Below are 15,860 nucleotides of genomic sequence, written 5' to 3'. Positions count from 1 at the left end.
AGATCGACGCGGAAAACAACCCGCTGAAAAACGCCCCCCACACGGTGCGCGATCTGGTCGGCGACTGGGACCGCCCCTACACCCGCGAACAAGCCTGCTTCCCGCCGGGTTCCATGGGCGTCGACAAATATTGGTCCCCCGTCAACCGCGTCGACAACGCTTACGGTGACAGAAACCTCGTCTGCACATGCCCCCCAATGGACGCATACGCAGACGCCGCGGAATAACAGCAACAACCCCGCCGAGTTTCGGCGGGGTTTTTCGCCAATCGGAAACTCATGTTCTGATTTGTGCCCTCTTTGGATGTCGTTTTTACCCAGCGAAGCGTCTTTTTCGCTTGCTGCGGGTGCGAAGGGCCCATAGCTCTGTGCGTGGGACACCCCTCCCCAACGAGGGGCGTGTATCTGGAAGGGTAATACAGATGAGCACTCAAAAACCGGCGACGCGGCCGGCCAATCCGCGTTTTTCCTCGGGCCCTTGCGCCAAACCCCCCACATTTGATCTGACCAAACTGGCCGATGCGGCCTTGGGACGCTCGCACCGTGCCGCCGTTGGCAAGGACAAGCTGAAAGCGGCCATCGAAGGCACGCGTGAGGTGCTTGGCATTCCCGCAAATTACAGGATCGGCATTGTTCCCGCCTCGGACACGGGCGCGGTTGAGATGGCTCTTTGGTCGCTATTGGGCGAACGCAAGGTCGAGATGCTGGCGTGGGAAAGCTTTGGGTCCGGTTGGGTGACCGATGTGGTCAAGCAGCTTAAGATCGACGCCGAGGTGAAGACCGCCGATTACGGACAGATCGTGGATCTGGCATCGGTCGATTTCGCCAATGACGTGGTCTTTACGTGGAATGGCACCACCTCGGGCGTGCGCGTGCCGAATGGCGACTGGATCGCCGATGATCGTCAGGGTCTGACGATCTGCGACGCAACCTCGGCTGCCTTTGCGATGGACCTGCCCTGGGACAAGCTGGATGTGACCACCTTCAGCTGGCAGAAGGTTCTGGGCGGTGAGGCCGCGCATGGGATGCTGATCCTGTCGCCGCGCGCCGTTGAACGTCTGGAGAGCTACACCCCTGCATGGCCGCTGCCCAAGATTTTCCGCCTGACCAAGGGTGGCAAGCTGATCGAAGGCATCTTTACCGGGGCGACGATCAACACGCCGTCGATGCTGGCGGTTGAGGATTATCTGTTTGCACTGGATTGGGCGCGCTCGGTGGGCGGTCTGAAGGGCCTTACAGCCCGCGCGAACGCCAATGCCGATGCAGTGCATGCGTTCTGCGACCGGAACGACTGGATCGAAAACCTGGCCGCAGACGCTGCGACGCGGTCGAACACATCCGTCTGTCTGAAATTCACCGACGCCCGAATTCAGGACGGCGCAAGCTTTGCCAAGGCTGTGGCCAAGCGGCTGGAGTCCGAGAATATCGCGCTGGACATCGGTGCCTATCGCGACGCGCCTGCGGGCTTGCGGATCTGGTGCGGCGGTACGGTCGAGACCTCGGACATCGAAGCGATGCTGCCTTGGCTAGCATGGGCCTTTGAGGCCGAAATCGCGGCGCAGACAGAAGCCGCCTGATCGCATCCCATCTCCACCGGGCCGCATCGGCCCGGACCTCTCAATACATTCAAGGACCACAAACATGGCTCCCAAAGTACTCGTTTCCGACAAACTCAGCGAAACCGCCGTTCAGATTTTCCGTGATCGCGGCATCGACGTGGATTTCATGCCCGATCTGGGCAAGGACAAGGACAAGTTGGCCGAGGTGATCGGCCAGTATGATGGTCTTGCCATCCGCTCGGCCACCAAGGTCACGCCGACCATTCTCGAAAAAGCCGACAAGCTGAAGGTGATCGGCCGCGCTGGAATTGGCACTGACAATATCGACAAGGAAGCGGCGTCGAAAAAAGGTGTGATCGTGATGAACACGCCATTCGGCAACATGATCACCACTGCCGAACACGCCATTGCGATGATGTTTGCCGTGGCGCGGCAGATCCCCGAGGCCTCGACTTCGACCCATGCGGGCAAGTGGGAAAAGTCCAAGTTCATGGGGATCGAGCTGACCAACAAGACGCTCGGCGTCATTGGTGCGGGGAACATCGGTGGCATCGTGTGCGAGCGCGCGCTTGGCCTGAAGATGAAAGTCATCGCCTATGATCCCTATCTGGGCGAAGAGAAAGCCGCCAAGATGGGCGTGGAAAAGGTAGAGCTGGACGAGTTGCTGTCCCGCGCCGACTTCATCACCCTGCACGTGCCGCTGACGGATCAGACCCGCAATATTCTGAGCCGTGAGAACCTTGCCAAGACCAAGAAAGGCGTGCGCATCATCAACTGTGCTCGGGGTGGTCTGGTCGATGAGGAGGCCTTGGCCGAGGCGCTGCAATCCGGTCACGTTGCGGGCGCCGCGTTTGACGTGTTCGGTGAGGAACCCGCCAAGGACAACCCCCTGTTCAATCTGCCCAACGTGGTCTGCACGCCGCATCTTGGTGCAGCAACGACCGAAGCGCAGGAGAATGTGGCGCTGCAAGTGGCCGAGCAGATCTCGAACTATCTGCTGACAGGTGCGGTCGAGAACGCTTTGAACATGCCCAGTGTAACGGCGGAAGAAGCCAAGGTGATGGGGCCGTGGATCAAGCTGGCCGGCCATCTGGGCAGCTTTATCGGCCAGATGACGGATGAGCCGGTCAAGGCGATCAATATCCTGTATGATGGTGTGGCCGCTGAAATGAATCTGGCGGCGTTGAACTGCTCGGTGGTCGCCGGGATCATGAAAAAGTTCAACCCCGAGGTGAACATGGTGTCGGCCCCGGTTGTCGCCAAGGAACGTGGGATCAAGATCTCGACCACCAATCAGGACAAATCGGGTGCCTTCGAAGGCTATATCAAAGTCACCGTTGTGACCGACAAGCGCGAGCGTTCTATCGGCGGCACTGTGTTCAGCGACGGCAAACCGCGGTTCATCCAGATCAAGGGCATCAATATCGACGCCGAGGTCGGTGCCCATATGCTCTACACCACCAACGAAGACGTGCCGGGCATCATCGGTGCTTTGGGGCAGACCATGGGCGAGAACAACGTCAACATCGCGAACTTTACCCTTGGTCGATCCGAGGCCGGAGGAGAAGCGATTGCGTTGCTTTATGTCGACGAACCCGTTCCGGCCGAGGCACGCGCCAAGTTGGCGGAAACGGGTCTGTTCACGCAGATCAAGCCGCTGGAATTTGATGTCACCTGACGAGGCCTGTTGAGTTTGAGAAACAGTTCGGGACCCGGTTGACCGAAGGCCCGGGTCCTTTGTTTTCTCGGGCTGCAATCTGCGGCACAAGCAAGCTGAACCTTACCGTCGGAGGATCTATGACACAGCCTGTCTACGTTGTTGGTGATCTGCACGGGCAGGTGGCCGAGCTGGAACGCGCGCTGTCTCTGATCCGGGGTGATGGCGGCCCGGACGCCCAGATCGTGTTTCTAGGTGATTACGTGGATCGCGGCCCTGACAGCCGCGGGCTGATCGAGCGTCTGATTGCCGGGCGCGATGCGGGCCTGAACTGGATCACTCTGCTGGGCAACCATGATCGCATGTTCGCCTGGTTCATGGAGGATACGCCGCGTCACGATCCGCATTTGCTTGTCGGGTATCATTGGCTGCATGAAAGGCTGGGTGGGGTCGAGACCCTGCGCAGTTATGGCGTGGAATTCGAAGGCCAGATTCGTCTGGAAGATCTGCATCAGATGGCGCAGGCGGCGGTGCCGAAATCGCACCTGACTTTTCTGCGAGATATGGTTCTGATGCATCAGACGCCAGAGCTTGCCTTTGTTCACGCAGGTATTCGCCCGGGCGTGCCGCTCAACGCGCAGGGGGACAACGACCTAGTCTGGATCAGGCAGGATTTTCATGCTCATCTGGGTCCGCATCCCAAACTGATCGTGCATGGTCATACTCCGGTAGACCGGGCAACGCATTATGGAAATCGCGTCAATCTGGACACAGGTGCCGGATATGGGCGCCCGGTGGGTGTCGCGGTGTTCGAAGGGCAGACCTGCTGGGAATTGACCGATCAGGGCCGTTTGCCGTTGACCCCCTAGATCACCTCGCCCGGCCAAGAAAATTTGGAGATTGAAGATGTATGTCGCCACTTTGCTGACCAATCCGGCAGCGCCTTCGCTGGACAGCGCATTACCCGAGTCACTGCGCAATGCGTGGGGTGGCGGGGACATCTTCTGGCTCAACCCGGATGAGGCGGCAGAATTCGAGTTGAACGCCATCCCCGACAATCGCTGGGACGTTTGGGCAGACTTGCAGGGTATGGGCGTGGACCTGATTTTGCAGCCTGCGCAGGGGCGGCGCAAACAGATGCTGCTGGCCGATATGGACAGCACCATGATCCAGCAGGAATGTATCGATGAACTGGCGGATGAGGCTGGCGTCGGCGACCGGGTCAAGGACATCACCGCCCGCGCCATGAACGGAGAGCTGGATTTCGAAGGTGCCCTGATCGAGCGGGTTGGTTTGCTGAAGGATCTGGATGAAAGCGTCATCGGCAAAGTCCTGCGCGAACGGATCACCCTGATGCCCGGAGGCAGGGAATTGCTGGCGACGATGCGGGCCAACGGGGCCTATACAGCATTGGTATCCGGTGGCTTTACGGCCTTTACCGCGCGGGTGGCAGAGCTTTTGGAGTTCGATGAAAACCGTGCCAACACTTTGCTGGCGGAAGATGGCAAGCTGACCGGAGACGTCGCGCGTCCTATTCTGGGGCGTCAGGCCAAGGTCGAAGCGCTGGCGCAGATTTCAACGCGTCGGGGCCTGTCGGAAAGTGATGTGATTGCCGTGGGTGACGGGGCCAATGACCTTGGAATGCTTGGCCGGGCCGGGACCGGGGTTGCCCTTCATGCCAAACCGTCGGTGGCCGCACAATGTGATGTGCGGGTGAATCACGGCGACCTGACGGCACTGCTTTATCTACAAGGGTACAGTCGCGCGGATTTCGCCGAATCCTGACAGGGCTTTTCATTATTTAACATTTGTGTTAAATAGAAGTCATGAGCACGCTTCTGACCACCTTTTCCGCTTTGTCTGATGCCACCCGGTTCTCGATTGTCGAGCAACTGATGGAGCAGGGCGAACTGCCCGCTGGTGAACTGATCGAAGGGCGCGGCATGTCCGGCGCCGCGATTTCGCGCCACCTCAAGGTGCTGCGCGAGGCCGGGTTGGTGCAGCAGCGTGTGCGGGGCACCCAACGGATGTACTCCATCCGGTCCGACGGGCTGCGTATGATTGCCGACTGGACGATCTCCAAACGGCAATTCTGGGAAAGCAGCCTTGATCGCCTCAGTGATATCATCGAAAGGGAGAATTCATGGCCGACCTGAAACTGGAACGGGATTTCCCCGTCAGCCCAGAGGAACTGTTTGCATGGATCAGTGACGGCAGCCGGTTGTTGCAATGGTGGGGCCCCGAAGGGATGCACGCGCCTGAACACAATCTGGATTTCTCGCGCACCGGCCCGTGGTATTCGGTCATGGAAAACGGCGAGGGCCAGCAATACAAGGTCTCGGGCCACGTCACGCATGTCGACCCTCCAAACTCGGTTGGGTTTACCTGGGGCTGGCATGACGATCAGGATCAGCGCGGGGCCGAAAGCCACGTCACCTTCACAGTCAAAGCGACAGGCACGGGGTCGCGCCTGGTTTTGGACCACCGCGAACTGGCCGATGCCGAAGCAGCCGCGAACCACAATCAGGGCTGGACGTCTTCGCTGCGCAAACTCGAAGCGAAGTGCAAATAAGTTTTCATCAGGGAGGAGCGATATGCCCCAATATTTGTTTGTTTATCACGGGGGGCACACCCCGACCGACCCCGCCGAGATCGAGGCGACCATGGCCGCCTGGGGCGCCTGGTTTCAGGATATGGGAGACGCCCTCGATATCCCCGGAAACCCGGTGGGGCAGTCTTACACCGTCAGCAACAACGGAGTGGTCGATAACGGCGGCGCAAACCCGGCCTCGGGCTTCACGGTGATCAAAGCTGACAGTATCGATGCTGCGACCGAGATGGCCAAGGGCTGTCCGATGGTCGTCAACGGCACAGGCTCGGTTGAAGTGGCCGAGGTGCACGAGATCGAGATGTAGTGGCCTTAGCCGGGGAAACCCGGCGCAGGTTTGATCACGCCGCATTCCAGCCCCCGGCGGCTGTATTGCGTGGCGTTCATGAATTTGCGGGTGGCCGGGTGATCGGCCTCCAGCACACCAAGGCTCACCAGAATAGCGGCGATGGCGCATTCGCTGGCCCGTGTGGTGCCATCGGCGATCTTCAGCGCAACGCCCATGCGTTTTTCCGGGATGATGGCCACAAACACCGCCTCGGCCCCGGTCTTGATGGCGACGCGCCCGTTCATGGCGCGCATCAGTTCGGTGCAGGCCCGGGTCTCACCGGCAACCAGTTCCGGGTGTTTCACCATCGCGGCCACCAGCTGCATCGCTGCATCGCTGGAGCGGTCGGACCGGTCTGCGGCTGAAGCAAACCAAGCCATCGAACGTGCTAAACCGAAAAGCGATGTGGCGAAATTCGGGGCGGAACAGCCATCGATGCCGTATGCCGGGCTGGTCTCGGCCGTTGTTTCTTCGACGGCAGATAGGCAGGCTTGTTGCACCGGATGATCAATTTCAAGGTATTCCGGCCCGGCGCCCATATGCTGTGCCAGAGTCAGAAAGCCGCAATGCTTGCCGGAACAATTGTTGTGGATCTGGCAAGGCGTGTCGTCCGCCAAAATCAGCCGGTCGCGCGCGGCGGTGTCGGCGGGCTCCTGTGGGCCGCACCGCAGATCGTGCTCGTTCAACCCCAGATGGTCCAGCCACGCCGTCACGCGATCCGTGTGGATCGCCGCCCCGTTATGCGAGGCGCAGGCTAACGCGAGGTGTTCGCTGGTCAGACCGTATTTCGCCGCCGCCCCTGATGTGACCAACGGAAGCGCTTGAATCATCTTGGCGGATGACCGCGGGTATATGACGGATTGCGGGTCGCCCCAACTGCGCACGATCTGGCCCGTGTCATCGCAAATAACCGCATGACCCAGATGCAGACTTTCCAGCAGAGGGCCGCGCCAAAGTTCTGTCATGGGTACGGGCTGCGTCATCTGGACCTCCGAAATTTATGCGCAAAATTCTGCCAATCGCCCTTTCGCCTGTGGCGAAACCTGCGTTAGTGTGTGTATGTCGGCAATCATCGGAAGACGCAAACGAATAGACGAACCGGCAGGGTTCGCAGACGTGTCCGATGGGTATGAGGTAAGGGTCGAGCTAGGAGGCTGGACAAATGGGATCAATGCTCGTTCGCACGATAGCGGGCCTGTGTATGGCAGGCATCGCAGCAACATCTGCAATCGCCCAACAGGCGACAAGCACCAACCGCGTTGCTGCAAAAACGGATTGGAGCGTTTTTGTCGAAGACGATCCCACCGAATGCTGGAGCGTCTCGGCACCCAAAGAAACTGTAAACACCCGCGGTGGACGTGTGGTTTCCGTACGGCGCAGCGATATCTTGCTGTTTGTGTTCTATCGCCCGAATGCCGAGGTCAAAGGCCAATTGACCTTTACTGGCGGCTACCCGTTTGCCGCGGGTTCGACGGTGAACCTGAATGTGGACGGGACCGAGTTCGAACTGTTCACAGAAGGCGAATGGGCCTGGGCCGCGTCGGATGCGGATGATGCCAAGATCATCACCGCCCTGAAGCGCGGAACCGAGGCTGTTCTGACCGCCCGGTCCGAGCGTGGGACGCAGACGAAAGACACCTTCTCGCTGCTGGGCTTTACCGCAGCGATTGAAGACGCTGAGAAGCGCTGCACCAACTGATCTTATCGCGCCGATTGTTGAAAAGGCCCCGCCTGGTCGCGGGGCTTTTGACGTATGGTCATCTGCCAGTTTTGATCCGCATCAAAGTTTCGCGTTCGGCAATGTGAACTAAGTGGTTTAGCCACCTAGAGAGGACATCGTGATGAAACAGAAAACTTGGATCACTCTGGTTCTGGTCGCATCCGCCGCTGTGCTGAGCGCTTGCGAGAAGAATGCTGAAACCTACCCGATATCGGGCGAGCAATGTGGCCCGGAAGATCCGGTTCAGACCCTGGACGCCAGTGATTGCTACACACCGCCGCCGGTAAACTGATCAAAAAGGCCCGGTATGTTCATCGTGCCGGGCCTGTTGGCTTAGGAAACCTTTTGATCTTTGCACAGGTTCCTATATAGAGGCGCATCCCAAGCCCGATTCCTTTGAGATACGCCAATGTCGCCTAAAGCGCCGATCACCCAAGACGTCATGACCATCCCGCGCAAACTGCCCGACGGGAAGATCAACCTCGTCGGCCTTACGCGCGACCGTTTGCGCGAAACCTTGATTGAACACGGCACGCCCGAGAAACAGGCCAAGATGCGCACCGGTCAGATCTGGCAATGGATCTACCAATGGGGCGTGCGCGACTTTGCCCAGATGACCAATCTGGCAAAGGCTTATCGCGCTCAACTGGCCGAGCACTTCGTGATCGAAATCCCCGAGGTGGTCACACGTCAGGTGTCCGAGGACGGCACCCGCAAATACCTGTGCCGTATCGCCGGCGGGCATGAGGTCGAGGTGGTCTACATCCCCGAGGAAGATCGCGGCACGCTGTGTATCTCGTCTCAGGTGGGCTGTACGCTGACCTGTTCGTTTTGTCATACCGGCACTCAAAAACTTGTACGAAACCTGACATCCGCCGAAATCGTTGGCCAGATCATGATGGCGCGCGACGATCTTGAAGAATGGCCAACCCCCGGCGCACCTAAGGACGAAACCCGCCTGCTGTCGAACATCGTTCTGATGGGAATGGGCGAGCCGCTTTACAATTTCGAAAACGTGCGCGACGCGATGAAGATCGCCATGGACCCCGAGGGCATTTCTCTGTCGCGCCGGCGGATTACTCTGTCGACCTCGGGCGTGGTGCCCGAGATCGCGCGCACCGCCGAGGAAATCGGGTGCCTGCTGGCGATCTCGTTCCACGCCACTACGGACGAAACTCGCGACGTTCTTGTGCCCATCAACAAACGTTGGAATATCGAGGAACTGCTGACCGCTTTGGCCAGCTATCCGAATGCTTCGAACTCTGAACGGATCACGTTTGAATATGTGATGCTGGATGGTGTGAATGACAGTGACGAAGATGCGCATCGTTTGATCGATCACATCAAGCGACACAACATTCCGGCCAAGATCAACCTGATCCCGTTCAACGAATGGCCCGGCGCACCGTACAAGCGCAGCTCGAACAACCGCATCCGCGCCTTCGCAAACATCATCTATCAGGCCGGCTATGCCTCGCCCATCCGCAAGACACGCGGTGAGGACATCATGGCGGCTTGCGGTCAGTTGAAGTCGGCGACCGAACGGGCGCGCAAATCACGCAAACAAATCGAGGCCGAAACGGGTCTGAGCCGATAGGGTTTGGTCCATCTGGGCCAGGCTTGATTGGATCGCGCCTTAAGTGTTTTCTGGCTTTGTCTGCACGTCACAATTGTTTTGTTCAAACTTAATGTTTCAGATGCTGAAACTACATGCATGATTTGCTATATTTCTCGTGCCCGTCGCTGAATTTGCCTCTTCAATTCGATGCACAAGCCGGTGAGGTGTCCGGGTCAGAGATGGCAAGTTTTTGCGATTCCGCTAGACTGTTCCAAGTGGTGCAGAAAGCGCTCAGGTGAACTGAATTTCAGGTGGGCCACGATTATGAATGCAAGTTCTTTTTCGATCATCCGTTTTGGTGCCGCTGCGCTCGCTATCGTCTCGGGTTCAAGCTTGGCCTTTGCTGACGGCCAGGACGCTCATATTGCAATCGAAAACCCTGCCGAGTTGAGCAAAAAAGAGGCTTTGGAACACTACCGATCCCTCAATCGCCGCATGGCGCGTGGCTACGCCGTGGCGCAACTGGACCTGATCCTCAACTACCAAAGCTGGCCGATTTTCAACGATGCGCCCTATATTTCGGCAACCCACGGGCAAAGGTATGTGAACAGCTACGCCAATCGCATGGCGCATAACTACGCGACGTTGCAGGAAGGTGAAGAACTTCCCATGGGGTCGGTTCTTGCCAAGGACAGCATGACCGTGACGGATGAAGGTCACGTGCATCCCGGTGCCATGTTCGTAATGGAGAAACTGGCAGAAGATGCCAGCCCGGACACGGCGGATTGGCGTTACATCATGGTCTTGCCGGACGGCTCGGTCTTTGGGGACACTATGGGCGACCGCGCCGGTGCCGTGGCCTATTGCCATGTCTGCCACGAACAGGTGGCAGATCGGGACTATACGTTTTACGTGCCGGAAGAGTATCGAACACGCGACTGAGCCGGCTCAGGCTTGTTGTGCGCCCGGCAGCTTCAGTTCCGTCGCCTCACGGCGGCTGAGTTGTTCGCCCTGCTTGCGCTTTGACAAAACTTCACGGGCCAGCGCGTATTTGTCGTCCTGCCAGAAAATCAAGCAGCCGTTGCAACCTTTGCCACAGCAACCCTCGGTGCCGATGCGGTTGGTTTTGAAACGGCGTTCGTTGCCGTCTTCGCCGATCTTTTCAACCAAGGCGTCGCGACGGCGGGCATAGGCGCCAGGGTTGTCACGGCCCGAGGTTTCCAAACCCTGCACCAGCTTGTCAAAGCGGATGCGGCTCCAGTGTTCGTCAGTCAGGGCGCGTTCCTTGCGCAGAACGGAATAGGCGGGGAACCGGGCGCGCAGATCGTCGATATCCTCGTGGTCGAACAGGGTGAAGGGCAGGCGGATCACTGTTTTGGTGCTGCCATGCACTACGTCCATCCGCGCACCATCGGATGCGCGTTCGAAATCATAGACCCTCAGCAGAACCGTCTCGCGCGAGATGGGCGAGACGAAATCCAGCACATCGCCGGGTTCCAGCTTGTTCTTTACCTCGACCAGAAAGGCATCTTGGGTCACTTCGGTGACGATCCCGGCATATTCCCATTGCGCGATGGACGCCGTGTGCTCGTAATCATGGGCGTAGTTGGTCAGACGCCCCTCGTGGAAGGCCAGCGTATAGCCGCGGTTTCCCACGGTCTCCAACTCGCGCATATAGGGTTTCGGGTCCCAGTTCTGGGGGTCGGCATAGTAATCGTCGATGGCCATGCGATAGGCGCGCGCGACGATGGCGGCGTAGTATTCCGACTTGCCGCGCCCCTCGACCTTGAGGCTGTCGACCCCGATCTTCAGGTATTCGTCCAGCTTGGGCATGATGCACAGATCGCGCGAATTGAGGATGTAGGAACCGCGGTCGTCTTCCTCGATCGGCATCAGATCGCCGGGGCGGCAGCCTTCTTCCAGCAGGAATTCGAACAGGTCGGCGTTTTCTTCGGTGATGCGCAATTCCTGATGTGTGCCATCCTTCAGGCGCAGTTTCAGCGCATAGTTCCAGCGGCAGGAGTTGGCGCAGTTGCCCTGGTTGGCGCCACGTTCCGCCATGAAATTCGACAGCAGGCAACGGCCCGAATAGGTCATGCACATGGCCCCGTGGACGAAGGCCTCGAGCTTGATGTCGGGGCATTTTTCGCGGATTTCCACCAGTTCGGGGTAGGAAACCTCGCGCGCCAGAACCACCAATTCCGCGCCCTGATCCTGCCAGAACTTCACCGACAGCCAGGAACAGATATTGGCCTGAGTCGAGATGTGCAGCGGCAGTTCCGGCGCGCGGTCGCGCACGTACTGGAACACGCCGGGGTCGGCGATGATCAACCCGTCCGGCTGCACTTTGCGGACAGTGTCGATATATTCGTCCAGCTTCGGGATGTCCTTGTTGTGCGAGAACAGGTTCAGCGTCAGATAGGCGCGCCGGCCATGGCTGTGGCAGAACTCGACGCCCTCGATCACCTCTTCCAGCGAAAACTCGGATTTCGTGCGCAGCGACATATCGGGCGTGCCCAGATACACCGCATCCGCCCCGTAAAGGACAGCGAGTTTCAGCTTGCGCAGATTGCCCGCAGGCATCAGCAATTCAGATCTGGACTGGGTCATGGCGCCACCTGTCAAAGGATCAAGCCGGCCTTCTAATCCAAATGTTTCGAGTCCAAAACCCCGTTATCTGCGACGGAATCGCGCTGTACCGATGACCTTGACCAGTTGCTGCCGCACAGGTTCGGGTTGCGCCTCGATCGCGTTCAGAACTTCGCGCAGTTCGGCCCGCAGCCCATGCAGCTGGTCGATCAGTGAGATCATCATCGACAGCGCATCCGCCTCCATGTCGTACTGTTCGTGCAACTCACAGGCCAGTTCCAGACGGGCGACGTCGATATTTTGATAAACCAGCCCTTGATCCGACTGTTCCGGAATCACGATTTCCGCCGCCAGGTATTCGGTCAGGCGGTCCGAGGTCAGGCGGGTGACCGTTTCGATCAGTTCCTTTTCGGTCAGGATCATAGCTGCATTCCTTTCCGCGGATCATAGCGGTGCTTTTGACGCCAGGTTTCCATGAACTGCTTCAGTTCATCATCGATCTTGTCCGGTGTCGCAATGGTCAGCTCAATCAGCTGATCACCACGGGCGGACGAGCCGCGCTTTTTCACGCCTTTTCCGCGCAACCGAAGCGTTTTGCCGCTGCTGGTGCCTGCCGGGACGTTGACATTCACACCGCCGTCTATGGTAGGGGCCGGGACTTTTCCGCCCAGAATGGCCTCGTCGATTGTGATCGGCAGCGTGATATGGATGTCGTCGCCCTGACGTTCAAAAACCGGGTGCTTGGCGACCGAAACCGTCACCAGTGCGTCACCTGGAGGGCCTTCGCCATATCCCGGCGCGCCTTTGCCGCGCAAACGGATGGTCTGGCCGTCGGTGATCCCGGCCGGGATTTTGACCTCGATCCGGTCTCCATCCGGCAAGGTCAATTTCTGACTGGCGCCGAACACGGCATCCAGAAAGCTGATTTGCAGTGAATAGTTCAGATTGTGACCCGGTGCGTGAAACTGGTAGCCGCGCTGGCCCCCAAAACCGCCGCGACCACGCATGAACTCGGCAAAGATGTCTGACATGTCGTCGGGATCCGCCTGACGCCCGCGATAGGGGTTTCCAGCAGCCTCGGCATAGTCCCGGTAATACTGCTGTTGCGGGCGTTCCTGACCCGAGGCGTCTATTTCCCCGTTGTCGAAACGCGCACGTGTTTCAGGATCTTTCAACAGATCATAAGCAGCGGCGGCGGCCTTGAATTTGGCCTCGGCCGTGGCATCGCCGGGTTTCAGATCCGGATGGCAATCCTTGGCGATACGCCGGTAGGCTTTTTTGATCTCGGCTGCACTGGCGTCCTTCGAGACACCAAGAACGGTGTAGGGGTCGTCGCTCATCTCACTCTCACAGGTCAGGGGCGGGTCTGATCACGATGAAGGTGTTCTACCATTTGATTTCAATGGTTGAAACGGAAGAGGCGATTGAATTGTCTCGTAAAATCCCGAAGACCTGATAGTATATGCATATTTATACTTGTCGAATGACGGAGACCGCCGCATGTCACGCAGAATAAAATCCGCCCTGGCCCTGATGGCCGGGAATGCCATTGGGTTGTTGCTTGCCGCGCTGATATTGTCGGGATTTGCGATCAAGCCGATCTCGTTCATCGTGGTGGTGATTGTCTTCACCGTCGTACAGGTCGTGGCTGAACCCCTGATCCTGAAACTGGGCGAAAAGAAAGCGCCCGCCCTGAAAGGTGGGATCGCCCTGATCGTAACCTTCGTGGGCCTTTTCGTGACCGACCTGATTGCAGCCGGGCTGACCGTTGGCGGGGTTTCGAACCTGCTGGCGGCAACATTGCTGGTCTGGCTGGGGGCGTTGATCGCCAGCGTTGTGCTGCCGATCTACGTGTTCAAAGAACTGCGTGAGCCCAAAAAGTAATCACACGACGTTCAGGCTGGCTTCGATAGCTTGCCACAATTCTTCCACGGGTTCGCATCCGACGGACAGGCGGATGAAGGCCGGATCAACGTCGTCGCCCCAGCGCGCGCGCCGCTCGGCCGAGCTGTGGACGCCTCCGAATGACGTGGCTGGGCGCAGAAGCGAGCAATTGTTGATGAAGGCTTCGGCCCGGTCTTCGCTGTTCAGCGTCAGGGACAGCAGAAATCCGAAACGTGTGGTCTGTTCTTGCGCCAGTTTATGCGACGGGTCGTTGGCCAGCCCGGGATAGCGCACCTGTTTCACTGCGGGATGTGCCGTCAGGCGTTCGGCCAATACTTCGGCCGAGCTGCACATCCGGTCGAACCGAACGTCCAGCGTTTCAAGTCCGCGATGAAGAAGCCATGCTTCATGTGGCCCCGGAATCGAGCCGGAGACTTTCCGCCATTCCTCGACCCGTTCCATGATGTCGCCGTTGCGGCTGGCCACATGGCCCATCAGCATGTCGGAATGCCCGCCCATCGCCTTGGTATCGGACGAGACGACCACATCGATGCCCAGATCGAGAGGACGCTGACCCAGCGGAGTCATCGTCGTATTGTCGGCAATGGTTATGCCCCCGGCAGCGCGCACCCGATCCGCCACCTCGGTCAGATCGATCATGTCCAACCCCGGATTCGAGGGGCTTTCGGCAAAGACCACATCGAACCCGTCAAAACCGCCGTCGGCAAAGGCGGTGGTGGGGCGTTCCTCAACGATCACGCCCAGCCGCGACAGGAAACGATCGGCCAATAGGCGCGTCACGTAATAGCCGTCGGAGGGGATCAGCAGGCGTGATCCGGCCTTTACTGTGGCAAACAGTGCTGCGGAAATCGCTGCCATGCCCGAGGGAAAGCTGAGGCAGGGCGCGTCTTCCAGATGCGACAGAACATGCTCCAGATGCACCCAGGTCGGGTTGTCCACCCGGCCGTAACTCGCCTGCCCGTCCGGGGTGCCCGGCAGGTGGTACATGCTGCTTTGGGTCAGTGGCAGCGCTACGGGTTCGCCCTTGCTCAGGGCATTTCCGCGCAGATGCAGCATCTCTCCGGTCTTGGGCGCCATGGTTCAGCGCCCCGGAATTTCGTCGCGGGGCGGGGCGGGCTCCCAGTTTTCAATGATCTCGACCGCTTCCTGCGCCGTGTCCACAAAGCGAAACAGGTCAAGATCCTCGTCCGAGATGGTTCCGGCATCGGCCAGCGCTTTCCAGTTGATGACCTTTTCCCAGAATTCGCGACCAAACAGCAGGAAGGGCACGCGGTCCATCCGGCCGGTCTGAATCAGGGTCAGGGATTCGAACAGCTCGTCCAATGTGCCGAAACCACCGGGGAAAATCGTGATGGCGCGGGCGCGCATCAGGAAATGCATCTTGCGGATGGCGAAATAGTGGAAGTTGAAGCTGAGATCCGGCGTCACATAAAGGTTCGGGGCCTGCTCGTGCGGCAGAACGATATTCAACCCGATCGAGCATCCGCCCGCGTCCTGTGCCCCACGGTTGCCTGCCTCCATCACACCGGGGCCGCCGCCCGTGACGATCACGTTTTCACGGCAGCCGGTCTCGTTCGATTTCACGGTCATCAGCCGCGCGAACTCGCGCGCCTCGTCGTAATAGGTCGACAGACCAGCCAGCGTTTCCGTTCGTGCGGTGTGTTTCTGCGATGGTTCAGGGATGCGCGCGCCGCCGAACATCACGATGGTCGAGGTGATCTCGCGCTCACTCATGATCATCTCGGGTTTCAGCAGTTCCAGTTGCAGACGTACCGGGCGCAGCTCGTCGCGGCACAGGAATTCGTCATCGGCAAAGGCAAGGCGATAGGCGGACGATCGCGTTTGCGGCGTGTCCGGCACTTCGCTCGCGGTCGAACGATCTGTCTGCGCATCGCGAAACGGATTGTGGCGGTCTTCTCTCATGGGTGATCGATCCC

General features: G+C 59.0%; 19 protein-coding genes. 13 read left to right on the top strand and 6 right to left on the bottom strand.

What is annotated here, in order from left to right:
• The 8 genes from ACR0I0_RS18240 to ACR0I0_RS18205 all read left to right on the top strand — a co-directional run.
• On the top strand, nt 1-227 hold a 227-nt coding region (locus ACR0I0_RS18240; protein ID WP_480492469.1), incomplete at its 5' end, for a hypothetical protein.
• 194 nt (nt 228-421) lie between these two features.
• Nucleotides 422-1,576 (top strand): phosphoserine transaminase, encoded by a 1,155-nt coding sequence (locus ACR0I0_RS18235; RefSeq protein WP_480492468.1) that lies wholly within the window; start codon nt 422-424, stop codon nt 1,574-1,576.
• 64 nt (nt 1,577-1,640) lie between these two features.
• A complete protein-coding gene (serA, locus tag ACR0I0_RS18230) occupies nt 1,641-3,236 on the top strand; it encodes a phosphoglycerate dehydrogenase (RefSeq protein ID WP_171638623.1) in 1,596 nt (531 codons plus the stop codon).
• Nucleotides 3,237-3,355: 119 nt separating this feature from the next.
• The gene (locus ACR0I0_RS18225; protein ID WP_480492467.1) at nt 3,356-4,084 is read left to right on the top strand and encodes a metallophosphoesterase; all 729 of its coding nucleotides are present in this window, start codon (nt 3,356-3,358) and stop codon (nt 4,082-4,084) included.
• A gap of 37 nt (nt 4,085-4,121) precedes the next feature.
• Complete coding sequence (gene serB / locus ACR0I0_RS18220; protein ID WP_480492466.1) at nt 4,122-5,000, top strand: phosphoserine phosphatase SerB; 879 nt, start codon at nt 4,122-4,124, stop codon at nt 4,998-5,000.
• Nucleotides 5,001-5,041: 41 nt separating this feature from the next.
• Nucleotides 5,042-5,371: an ArsR/SmtB family transcription factor gene (locus ACR0I0_RS18215; protein WP_171724871.1), complete on the top strand. Its 330-nt coding sequence runs from the start codon at nt 5,042-5,044 to the stop codon at nt 5,369-5,371.
• Nucleotides 5,359-5,787, top strand: coding sequence for an SRPBCC family protein (locus ACR0I0_RS18210; RefSeq protein ID WP_480492465.1), 429 nt, complete (start codon nt 5,359-5,361; stop codon nt 5,785-5,787). The genes ACR0I0_RS18215 and ACR0I0_RS18210 overlap by 13 nt, the downstream gene beginning before the upstream one ends.
• 22 nt (nt 5,788-5,809) lie before the next feature.
• On the top strand, nt 5,810-6,130 hold the full coding sequence (locus tag ACR0I0_RS18205) for a YciI family protein (RefSeq protein WP_171638618.1): 321 nt from the start codon (nt 5,810-5,812) through the stop codon (nt 6,128-6,130).
• 5 nt (nt 6,131-6,135) lie between these two features.
• On the opposite strand, the gene ACR0I0_RS18200 is transcribed toward ACR0I0_RS18205, so the two are convergent.
• Nucleotides 6,136-7,134, bottom strand: a complete 999-nt coding sequence (locus ACR0I0_RS18200; protein WP_480492464.1) for an asparaginase — start codon at nt 7,132-7,134, stop codon at nt 6,136-6,138.
• Between the two features lie 179 nt (nt 7,135-7,313).
• On the opposite strand from ACR0I0_RS18200, the gene ACR0I0_RS18195 reads away from it, so the two are divergent.
• From ACR0I0_RS18195 to ACR0I0_RS18180, 4 genes are all read left to right on the top strand, one after another.
• Nucleotides 7,314-7,850, top strand: a complete 537-nt coding sequence (locus tag ACR0I0_RS18195; RefSeq protein ID WP_171638616.1) for an invasion associated locus B family protein — start codon at nt 7,314-7,316, stop codon at nt 7,848-7,850.
• A 142-nt stretch (nt 7,851-7,992) separates the two neighbouring features.
• Entirely contained in the window at nt 7,993-8,163 is a 171-nt protein-coding gene (locus tag ACR0I0_RS18190) for a hypothetical protein (protein WP_171638615.1), read from the top strand.
• A 117-nt stretch (nt 8,164-8,280) separates the two neighbouring features.
• Nucleotides 8,281-9,468 (top strand): dual-specificity RNA methyltransferase RlmN, encoded by a 1,188-nt coding sequence (rlmN, locus tag ACR0I0_RS18185; RefSeq protein WP_480492463.1) that lies wholly within the window; start codon nt 8,281-8,283, stop codon nt 9,466-9,468.
• A gap of 285 nt (nt 9,469-9,753) precedes the next feature.
• Nucleotides 9,754-10,371, top strand: coding sequence for a cytochrome P460 family protein (locus ACR0I0_RS18180; protein ID WP_480492462.1), 618 nt, complete (start codon nt 9,754-9,756; stop codon nt 10,369-10,371).
• A gap of 6 nt (nt 10,372-10,377) precedes the next feature.
• Here the strand turns inward: ACR0I0_RS18180 and ACR0I0_RS18175 are convergent, their stop codons facing one another.
• From ACR0I0_RS18175 to ACR0I0_RS18165, 3 genes are all read right to left on the bottom strand, one after another.
• Nucleotides 10,378-12,039, bottom strand: a complete 1,662-nt coding sequence (locus tag ACR0I0_RS18175; RefSeq protein ID WP_480486436.1) for a U32 family peptidase — start codon at nt 12,037-12,039, stop codon at nt 10,378-10,380.
• 63 nt (nt 12,040-12,102) lie between these two features.
• Complete coding sequence (locus tag ACR0I0_RS18170; protein ID WP_171638611.1) at nt 12,103-12,441, bottom strand: hypothetical protein; 339 nt, start codon at nt 12,439-12,441, stop codon at nt 12,103-12,105.
• Entirely contained in the window at nt 12,438-13,358 is a 921-nt protein-coding gene (locus tag ACR0I0_RS18165) for a DnaJ C-terminal domain-containing protein (protein ID WP_480492461.1), read from the bottom strand. The genes ACR0I0_RS18170 and ACR0I0_RS18165 overlap by 4 nt, the downstream gene beginning before the upstream one ends.
• Before the next feature lie 160 nt (nt 13,359-13,518).
• On the opposite strand from ACR0I0_RS18165, the gene ACR0I0_RS18160 reads away from it, so the two are divergent.
• Nucleotides 13,519-13,902, top strand: a complete 384-nt coding sequence (locus ACR0I0_RS18160; RefSeq protein WP_171638607.1) for a hypothetical protein — start codon at nt 13,519-13,521, stop codon at nt 13,900-13,902.
• On the opposite strand, the gene ACR0I0_RS18155 is transcribed toward ACR0I0_RS18160, so the two are convergent.
• Together ACR0I0_RS18155 and ACR0I0_RS18150 are read right to left on the bottom strand one after the other, a co-directional pair.
• The gene (locus ACR0I0_RS18155) at nt 13,903-15,000 is read right to left on the bottom strand and encodes a cystathionine gamma-lyase (RefSeq protein WP_209835422.1); all 1,098 of its coding nucleotides are present in this window, start codon (nt 14,998-15,000) and stop codon (nt 13,903-13,905) included.
• Nucleotides 15,001-15,003: 3 nt separating this feature from the next.
• Nucleotides 15,004-15,846, bottom strand: a complete 843-nt coding sequence (locus ACR0I0_RS18150) for an LOG family protein (protein WP_480492460.1) — start codon at nt 15,844-15,846, stop codon at nt 15,004-15,006.
• Between the last annotated feature and the right edge of the window lie 14 nt (nt 15,847-15,860).

It is taken from the genome of Ruegeria sp. AG6 (assembly GCF_056541565.1).
The sequence above is the reverse complement of the archived record's forward strand: the minus strand, read 5'-3'. Positions and strand labels throughout refer to the sequence as shown.

What these genes read in the sequence shown, in the direction of transcription:
- ACR0I0_RS18235 (WP_480492468.1), top strand. Translation starts at nt 422, where the DNA reads ATGAGCACTCAAAAACCGGCGACGCGGCCGGCCAATCCGCGTTTTTCC.
- serA (WP_171638623.1), top strand. Translation starts at nt 1,641, where the DNA reads ATGGCTCCCAAAGTACTCGTTTCCGACAAACTCAGCGAAACCGCCGTT.
- ACR0I0_RS18225 (WP_480492467.1), top strand. Translation starts at nt 3,356, where the DNA reads ATGACACAGCCTGTCTACGTTGTTGGTGATCTGCACGGGCAGGTGGCC.
- serB (WP_480492466.1), top strand. Translation starts at nt 4,122, where the DNA reads ATGTATGTCGCCACTTTGCTGACCAATCCGGCAGCGCCTTCGCTGGAC.
- ACR0I0_RS18215 (WP_171724871.1), top strand. Translation starts at nt 5,042, where the DNA reads ATGAGCACGCTTCTGACCACCTTTTCCGCTTTGTCTGATGCCACCCGG.
- ACR0I0_RS18210 (WP_480492465.1), top strand. Translation starts at nt 5,359, where the DNA reads ATGGCCGACCTGAAACTGGAACGGGATTTCCCCGTCAGCCCAGAGGAA.
- ACR0I0_RS18205 (WP_171638618.1), top strand. Translation starts at nt 5,810, where the DNA reads ATGCCCCAATATTTGTTTGTTTATCACGGGGGGCACACCCCGACCGAC.
- ACR0I0_RS18200 (WP_480492464.1), bottom strand. Translation starts at nt 7,134, where the DNA reads ATGACGCAGCCCGTACCCATGACAGAACTTTGGCGCGGCCCTCTGCTG.
- ACR0I0_RS18195 (WP_171638616.1), top strand. Translation starts at nt 7,314, where the DNA reads ATGGGATCAATGCTCGTTCGCACGATAGCGGGCCTGTGTATGGCAGGC.
- ACR0I0_RS18190 (WP_171638615.1), top strand. Translation starts at nt 7,993, where the DNA reads ATGAAACAGAAAACTTGGATCACTCTGGTTCTGGTCGCATCCGCCGCT.
- rlmN (WP_480492463.1), top strand. Translation starts at nt 8,281, where the DNA reads ATGTCGCCTAAAGCGCCGATCACCCAAGACGTCATGACCATCCCGCGC.
- ACR0I0_RS18180 (WP_480492462.1), top strand. Translation starts at nt 9,754, where the DNA reads ATGAATGCAAGTTCTTTTTCGATCATCCGTTTTGGTGCCGCTGCGCTC.
- ACR0I0_RS18175 (WP_480486436.1), bottom strand. Translation starts at nt 12,039, where the DNA reads ATGACCCAGTCCAGATCTGAATTGCTGATGCCTGCGGGCAATCTGCGC.
- ACR0I0_RS18170 (WP_171638611.1), bottom strand. Translation starts at nt 12,441, where the DNA reads ATGATCCTGACCGAAAAGGAACTGATCGAAACGGTCACCCGCCTGACC.
- ACR0I0_RS18165 (WP_480492461.1), bottom strand. Translation starts at nt 13,358, where the DNA reads ATGAGCGACGACCCCTACACCGTTCTTGGTGTCTCGAAGGACGCCAGT.
- ACR0I0_RS18160 (WP_171638607.1), top strand. Translation starts at nt 13,519, where the DNA reads ATGTCACGCAGAATAAAATCCGCCCTGGCCCTGATGGCCGGGAATGCC.
- ACR0I0_RS18155 (WP_209835422.1), bottom strand. Translation starts at nt 15,000, where the DNA reads ATGGCGCCCAAGACCGGAGAGATGCTGCATCTGCGCGGAAATGCCCTG.
- ACR0I0_RS18150 (WP_480492460.1), bottom strand. Translation starts at nt 15,846, where the DNA reads ATGAGAGAAGACCGCCACAATCCGTTTCGCGATGCGCAGACAGATCGT.